Annotated in this window: 1 protein-coding gene; it reads left to right on the forward strand. The window is 63.4% G+C overall.

Annotated elements, in window-relative coordinates:
- Positions 1-79 precede the first annotated feature (79 nt).
- The coding region (locus ACLQ2N_RS36015) for a hypothetical protein (RefSeq protein ID WP_425820017.1) at positions 80-314 on the forward strand (235 nt) is incomplete at its 3' end.

A 314-nucleotide genomic window follows, 5' to 3' on the forward strand; every position in this document is an offset into this window, starting at 1 on the left:
CCCATCCCAGCATGAGACCGCTCAACGCACGGCGGCCTCACCGCGATCAAGATCACGATCTACAGCTGGAGTATTAGGGATGGCGACAGTGGCAAGTTCGCCCCAGGCGCCGGCGGCCGCCATCGATCAGGGCGTCAAAGCAGCGTTCGCCGACTGGCTGCGCTTCCGCGATGTGAGCGTCCCCGAGAAGCTCGGCGCAGCTGCTGAGGACGCCTTCTCGCGTTGGCTCTGGGGGAACTCTAAGACCGTGTCCTATGTGGGGGTTGGCTCGTTGAGCTCGTCATGGGTCGGGGTACGTGGAGTTGGATTGTTCC

This window comes from Streptomyces sp. DT224, assembly GCF_049844595.1.
Classification (GTDB): domain Bacteria; phylum Actinomycetota; class Actinomycetes; order Streptomycetales; family Streptomycetaceae; genus Streptomyces.